Consider the following 6,248-nt stretch of genomic DNA (forward strand, 5'->3'; position numbering starts at 1 on the left):
TCCGCTCCAATAATTCAGCACACCAGCCTGTCATTGACGCCCTGGCGCTCGTCAAACGCTACCTGAACAGCAAGGCGCTCAACTATTCCACTTTTGAAGAAATCCCCGTGCAGGGCGTGATCGCCAGGAACATGCAGGACCTCATCCTGGAGACGAACGAGGACGGCGAGGTCCGGCTGAACCGGGTGAACTACGAGGTCTGCGTCCTCGACGCCTTGCGGGACGCCCTGCGTTGCCGGGAGGTCTGGGTGGTAGGCGCCGACCGCTACCGCGACCCGGACGCCGATCTACCTGCGGACTTCGAGCAGCAGAAGACCGAATATTTCGCGGCCCTGAAGCAGCCCCAGGAGGCGACCCAGTTCGTGACGGGGTTGCGCGAGCGGCTCCATGACGCCCTGGTGCGTTTCCATGCGGATCTGCCGAAAAACGAGAAGGTTCGCGTCGTCTCCAAGGACGGGGGACGCTTCGGTGTGACGCCGCTGGACCCGCAGCCCGAGCCGCCCACCCTGGGGGCGATGAAAGGGGAGCTGGGGCGACAGTGGCCGGGCACCGGCCTGCTGGACATGCTCAAGGAGGCTGACCTGGACGTGGGCTTCACCGACCTGCTGCGCAGCGTGCTGACCCGGGAGATTCTTCCCCGGGCGGAGGCGCAGAAGCGCCTCCTGCTGTGCCTGTTCGGGCTGGGAACGAACATGGGCCTCAAGCGCGTTGCCTCCGGCGACACCATCACCCCCGATCAACTGCGCTATGTCCGCAAGCGGTACATCACCCGCGAGGGCCTGCGGGCGGCCAACGCCCAGCTCGTGAACGCCATCCTGGCGGCGCGCCGCCCCGACCTCTGGGGCGAGGGGACCACGGCGTGTGCCTCGGACAGCAAGAAGTTCGGGGCGTGGGACGGCAACCTGCGCACCGAGTGGTCGGTGCGCTACGGGGGCCGGGGCGTGATGATCTACTGGCACGTCGAGCGCAAGGCCACCTGCATTCATTCGCTCCTGAAGACCTGCTCTTCTTCCGAGGTGGCCGCCATGATCGAGGGCGTCCTGAGGCACTGCACCGAGATGGAGGTGGAGCGGCAGTACGTGGATTCCCACGGCCAGAGCGAGGTGGGCTTCGCCTTCACCCACCTGCTGGGCTTTGACCTGTTGCCACGGCTCAAGGACATTGCCGGGCAGAAGCTGTACCTGCCGGACCTCGCGCTGAGTGAACAGCTTCCCCTGCTGAAGCCCGTTGCCGCGCAACGGGCCATCCGGTGGGAGCTGATTGAACAGCAGTACGAGCCGATGGTGAAGTACACGACCGCGCTGCGTCTGGGGCTCGCAGACCCCGAGTCCATCCTGCGGCGCTTCACGCAGGCCAATGCCCAGCATCCGGTGTATGCGGCCTTGAAGGAACTCGGCAAGGTGATCAAGACGATCTTCCTGTGCGAGTACCTGGGGAATGAAGCCCTGCGGCGGGAGATCCACGAGGGATTGAACGTCGTGGAGAACTGGAACGCGACGACGGACTTCGTGTTCTACGGCAAGGGGGGTGAGATCAGCACCAATCGGCTGGAGGATCAGGAGGTCAGCATGTTGTGCCTGCACCTGGTGCAGAACTGCCTGGTGTACGTGAACACCTTGATGCTCCAGCGCGTGTTGGAGGACGACCAGTGGCGGGAAAGGATGACCGCGGAGGATTGGCGGGGCCTGACGCCGCTGATCTACCAGCACGTGAATCCGTACGGCATCTTCCGTCTCGACATGACCACCCGGCTGGATTTAGGGCGGGCCGCAGCCTAAGCGCGACGCAACAGAGCGGCCAGGTGAACCAGCACCTTCCTGTCTAGCCCTTTTGCGAGCCAGCGCAGCGACCCTGGCGGAGGCCCTTTTACGGCTCCTCGAACAGGTTCCCTGACAGGCCGACCAGAAGCGTGTGCCTCGCCGTCCGCTTACAGATTTTTATATGTTTACATATAAAAAAGTAAAAAAGCATTGGATCGACTGTCTCGGCCATTCCATCAGCCAACCTGACTGTCATCCCGGCGCTTCCACGGTTCGTTCCTGGGATACCTGTAGGCACTCTGCACGGCCTGCCTCGCCTCTCCCTGTGTAAACGGCGTGCGCTTGACCCCCTGAACCCGCGTCACGTACTCCTCGACGTGCCGCAGCGCCTCGTCCTCGCCGTAGCCGTTCGCGTGCATCCACAGGCCAAACATAAACGCTCCCCGGTTGCGGCTGATCGGCGCGTAGGCTGACGCCCGGTCGAGCATCAGCCACACGGGAACCCGCCCGCCCTGGTCGCCCCCTTGCGGCAGAACGGTCTGGCCCTGCTGAACCCTGGCAGGCGCCGCAGGCCGCACCAGGCCCAACGCTTCCCGCAGCGGGTACTCGGTGCCCTGTACCGTCACTCGTTCGGGAATGGCCTCCAGCAGGAGTGGGTGCTGCTGCCGGGTACGCCGGTACTGCCCTCTGCGCGTTCTCGACGGTGGACACATGACATACCCGCCGTCCCCCCGGATATCGAAGCCAGGGGGCAGGGCCGCCTTGTTCTTGCTGGCATTCGACGGCACGTACCAACCGGGGTGCCGCAGGTAGAGGTGGGCTCCCCCACTCGGAGAAAGGACGTGCGGCGGCCAGCCCAGCGCCGCGAGCAGGGGCAACCCTTCCGGGTCCACATCGACCACCACCCAGCCGGACAGGCGGCCGGTCACGAACCCGAGGCCCCGGGCGCGGTGTTCCAGGTACCACGCCCTCAGTTCGTCCTGGGTGGGCAGGCGGTCCTGAAATGCCTTCCAGGTGCTGCGCCTCTCCCCTCCCCTGCTCAGGTGGCCGTGGCCGGTCGCCTTCAGGGCCTCGTGGTGCGGCTCCTTTGCCTTGGGGCTGAGGCCACCGCCCGTGGGGATCACAGAGATGCCCAGAGCGACCAGTCTGCTGGCTTCCCGGTACATCCGTTCGGGTTCGTCCTCGTACATTGGCCACCCCCGGCGCTCACACGTATAAATGTAAACAATTAAAAAATTTTACCTGTAAAAAGACGGGGGCAGGTGTCCCCTCAGTCACTCCCGGATGTCCGGGTGGTACTTGCTGAGGTATTCGGTGACGGCCTGCTCCAACGCCTCGAACTGCTTGCGGCCCTCCTTCGCGGCGGCCTGTTTGAGCCTGCGCTTGGTGGCGGGCTTGAGGTGGCTGCTGAAGGGCTCCACCTGCTTCTCGTCGGCGGGCGGGGGGGGCGGGGCAGGGGAGACCGCGGGCGCGGTCGCCTCCGGCTTGCGAATGGCGTCGAGGCCGCTGAAGCGCCGGGGTTTCTCAGCGGACATGGCCCAGCACCTCCCGCGCCACGCTGCCATAGTCCAGGTTGACCAGCTTGGCGTAGCGGTTGGTGGTGTAGGCCTCCAGCGGCAAGCGGCGCTCGGCGGCGTCTCCCACGGCGGTGCTCTGCCGGACCAGCGTCGTCATCACCGGAACCTCCTGCTCCGCCAGGGCGTCCCGCAGCTCCTCGCCCCGCCCACCGACATTCGCCACGATTAGCACCTGATAGTTGGTCACGCCCGCATCAACAAGGGGGGTGAGGGTGCGGATGAGCCCGGTCGCACTCAGGCCGTCGGGTTTGGTGGGAATCACTAGCAGGTCGCTGGACTGCGCGAGGCTCACCAGGTCCTGCCCCTCCTCGTTGCCCTTGGTGTCGATGATGACGTACTCGTACCCCTCGGCCCGCTCCGGGGTGAACTCGCGGAAGGGGAGGGCATCGAAGGTCCACCCCGCGTAGTCACTGTCGCGCCAGTACACCGCGCATTGCAGCTCCTCGTCGGCGTCGAGCAGCAGGGTCTTGCCCTTGCGCCCAAGCTGCTGGGCCAGGTGGACGGCGCTGGTCGTCTTGCCCACCCCGCCTTTCATATTCCCGATGCTGATGACTTTGGCCATGCTGTATTTTAACATGTAAACAAGCAAAACAGTTAATACGCTCAAGGCCAGCATGGCCTTGGGGCGGGTGGGGGCGGGAGGTCAGGGGGGAGCAGAACCGGCTTCGGATGGGTCCCCAGGCATCAACCGTGCCACGATCTGCCGCGCCGCCTCCGCGACCCGTCCCTGTGGATCTGAGCCCGGATCGTAGGACGCGATGGAAGCGCCGACGACCGGCCACACCGGCCGCACCTGCTCCAGGACCGTCAGGACCTGGGCCGTGGTCAGGCCGCCCTCCGCGGCATAGGCGTTGGCCGGTCCCACCTCCCGGGCATCCAGAACGTCCAGGTCGACATGCACGTAAAGCTGCTGCACCTCCGCCCGCAGCGCCCGCAAGGCCCCTTCGAGGGCTGCCGCCGCTCCGAGGCGCCGAACCGTCGCCGCGCTGACCTGGTGAACCCCGGCCACTTTCATCGCCTGCTGTTCCGAGGTCTCCAGGGCGTGTCCCCCGACATGCAGGACGCGCCCGGGCGAGACCGCCTGAAAACCGGGGATGGCCGCCGCCAATGTCTGCCAGGCCCGTCCGGTCAGGGTCGCCAGCGCCATGCCGTCCAGAAAGCCACTGCGGGTGGTCTCGGGCGTGTGAAAGTCACCGTGGGCGTCCAGCCAGAGCACGCCCAGGGTCCTGTCCTGAAGACCAGCGGTCATGCCCAGCGCAGTTCCGCAGTTCCCGGCCAGGGTGAGGGGAAAGCGGTCCCGCTGCCGGGCAGCCTGCACCTGCTGGGCAAGCTGGTGGTAGAGCGCGAAGCTGGTGTGAATCTCGGTGGGGAAGTCACCCGAGGTCTGGAGCCCGATCCGCTCAAGGTCATGGTCGGCGCGGAGGTCTTGTTCCAGTCCCCGCTCAAGCAGGTGGCCGGGACCGGCACCCATCCGGCGGTGTGCCCAGGCGGAGTCGTAGGGCACGTCGAGCAGGGTTACCAGCATACCTCAGCATAGGGCTGCCCTGCGCGGCTGGGCCACAACCCCCACGCTTCTTTCAGGGCAACGCAGCCCTGGCCTACCTGTAAGTATGTTTACTTGTAAAAAAGTAAAATACGCAAAAAAGGACGCCCTGGAGAGGGGTCCTGGAAGGAGAGAAGCCTACTTGCGGCGGGTGGCCTTGCGGGCGCCGGTCGTCTTCTTGCCGGTGTCTTTGGTGGCCTGGCTGCGGCTCCTGCCGAGCGTCTGGCCCTTCTCGAAACTGGACTGCATCTTGCGGCGGGTTTCCTCGGCCAGGGCCTTGAAATCCACCAGCCCCGCCTCAATGTTCTCGGCGGTGGGCTTGGGCGTGCCGCCCCGGCGTGATGTGGTCGCGGCCAGCTCGTTGTTGGTTTGCTCAAACCACGCCTCAAACTCGGGCGTCGCTTCAAACAGCATCTCGCGCGCATCGCGCTGGTAACTGCCCTCGGCCCCCCGCCGCTTGAACTCCTTGGGCAGCGTGAATCGTTCGGACAGATACGTGGCGTCAATCTGGCCTTCCCGTACCGCGTCACGAAATTGACGAATGAAGACATCACTGCGCTGAGGATTTGCCAGCTCCTGAATTTGCTCGCTCAATTTCTTATAGGCCATGTCCCATGCAGTATGAAGTGGAAGGGAGGGCCTGTAAAGGTAACGGTTCTTAGACTCCAGCCTTCACACGAAGCCAGGCCCTTGCCACTGATCATCCGAGTGATCTTCTTCCCCTGATCTCAAGCGTTTGCCAAAGGCCCGCCGCGTTCCCAGCTCACTCAATGACACCCCCCAGCCTTGTTGACTGGGGGCCTCCATGAAAAGAGACTGGGCGTGGGTGGTGCAGGCCGAGAGGCCAGCAGTCAAACCGGGAGGAGTGCTCTGGGCGGCGCCTCTCCACGCGAGGCCAACGCCTGAAGTTGAAACAGCTCCTCCGGTCCCCACAGCGGGACGCCGTTGGCCTGTGCCAACGCCTGTGCCGGACGGGTGTAGCCCGGTCCACTGGTCACGACGACGGCGTGGGTACAGCGGTAGAACGCCTTGGACGCCACGATCTCCTGCACGGCACTGTTGCCGACGTTGTTCCGGTAATGCTTCACCTGCACCGCGACCCGCACTCCTCCCGGCCCGGTGGCGATCACGTCCGCCCCCTGGTCACTGCTGCCGCGCGTGGCCTCAGCCCGCCACCCTGGGAGCGCAGAGATCACCTGGGCGACGTGCAGTTCCAGGTCACGGGGCGTGAGGGTCTGGAGCTCTCTAGGGGTCAAAAGCGGCGAGGAAGTCTGGGAAGGCTCGTCCAGCGCCATGTTGAGGCTTGCTGAGCACGGCACGAAGGGTATCCAGGCCACGCCTGAAGAGGCTTTTTGGCGGGTAGCCGTG

7 protein-coding genes and 1 pseudogene (1 of these 8 cut by a window edge) are annotated in these 6,248 nt (G+C 65.1%); 1 reads left to right on the forward strand and 7 read right to left on the reverse strand.

What is annotated here, in order from left to right:
• Window positions 1–1,778: the 3' portion of a Tn3 family transposase gene (locus F8S09_RS15580; RefSeq protein WP_322618872.1), read on the forward strand. 1,180 nt of this gene lie to the left of the window's left edge; 1,778 of the gene's 2,958 nt are visible here — the last part of the coding sequence; its start codon lies beyond the left edge, outside the window; the stop codon is at window positions 1,776–1,778.
• 218 nt (window positions 1,779–1,996) lie between these two features.
• Here the strand turns inward: F8S09_RS15580 and F8S09_RS15585 are convergent, their stop codons facing one another.
• From F8S09_RS15585 to F8S09_RS17760, 7 genes and pseudogenes are all read right to left on the reverse strand, one after another.
• Window positions 1,997–2,950 carry a bifunctional DNA primase/polymerase gene (locus F8S09_RS15585; protein ID WP_152872381.1) on the reverse strand — a complete coding sequence of 318 codons (954 nt, stop codon included), beginning with the start codon at window positions 2,948–2,950 and terminating at the stop codon, window positions 1,997–1,999.
• An 84-nt stretch (window positions 2,951–3,034) separates the two neighbouring features.
• A complete protein-coding gene (locus F8S09_RS15590) occupies window positions 3,035–3,295 on the reverse strand; it encodes a hypothetical protein (protein ID WP_152872382.1) in 261 nt (86 codons plus the stop codon).
• The gene (locus tag F8S09_RS15595) at window positions 3,285–3,899 is read right to left on the reverse strand and encodes a ParA family protein (protein WP_152872383.1); all 615 of its coding nucleotides are present in this window, start codon (window positions 3,897–3,899) and stop codon (window positions 3,285–3,287) included. The genes F8S09_RS15590 and F8S09_RS15595 overlap by 11 nt, the downstream gene beginning before the upstream one ends.
• An 81-nt stretch (window positions 3,900–3,980) precedes the next feature.
• A complete protein-coding gene (locus F8S09_RS15600) occupies window positions 3,981–4,862 on the reverse strand; it encodes an arginase family protein (RefSeq protein ID WP_152872384.1) in 882 nt (293 codons plus the stop codon).
• 156 nt (window positions 4,863–5,018) lie between these two features.
• The gene (locus F8S09_RS15605) at window positions 5,019–5,489 is read right to left on the reverse strand and encodes a hypothetical protein (protein ID WP_152872385.1); all 471 of its coding nucleotides are present in this window, start codon (window positions 5,487–5,489) and stop codon (window positions 5,019–5,021) included.
• A gap of 242 nt (window positions 5,490–5,731) precedes the next feature.
• Complete coding sequence (locus F8S09_RS15610) at window positions 5,732–6,136, reverse strand: restriction endonuclease (protein ID WP_194165391.1); 405 nt, start codon at window positions 6,134–6,136, stop codon at window positions 5,732–5,734.
• Window positions 6,126–6,248 (reverse strand): annotated as a pseudogene (locus F8S09_RS17760) (IS4 family transposase); the annotation flags it as partial. The gene F8S09_RS15610 and the pseudogene F8S09_RS17760, both read right to left, overlap by 11 nt.

Origin of the sequence: Deinococcus terrestris, from assembly GCF_009377345.1 — a bacterium.
Taxonomy (GTDB): Bacteria; Deinococcota; Deinococci; order Deinococcales; family Deinococcaceae; genus Deinococcus; species Deinococcus terrestris.

Bases quoted from the DNA above. Each gene is read 5' to 3' on its own strand.
- F8S09_RS15585 (WP_152872381.1), bottom strand. From the start codon at position 2,950: ATGTACGAGGACGAACCCGAACGGATGTACCGGGAAGCCAGCAGACTG.
- F8S09_RS15590 (WP_152872382.1), bottom strand. From the start codon at position 3,295: ATGTCCGCTGAGAAACCCCGGCGCTTCAGCGGCCTCGACGCCATTCGC.
- F8S09_RS15595 (WP_152872383.1), bottom strand. From the start codon at position 3,899: ATGGCCAAAGTCATCAGCATCGGGAATATGAAAGGCGGGGTGGGCAAG.
- F8S09_RS15600 (WP_152872384.1), bottom strand. From the start codon at position 4,862: ATGCTGGTAACCCTGCTCGACGTGCCCTACGACTCCGCCTGGGCACAC.
- F8S09_RS15605 (WP_152872385.1), bottom strand. From the start codon at position 5,489: ATGGCCTATAAGAAATTGAGCGAGCAAATTCAGGAGCTGGCAAATCCT.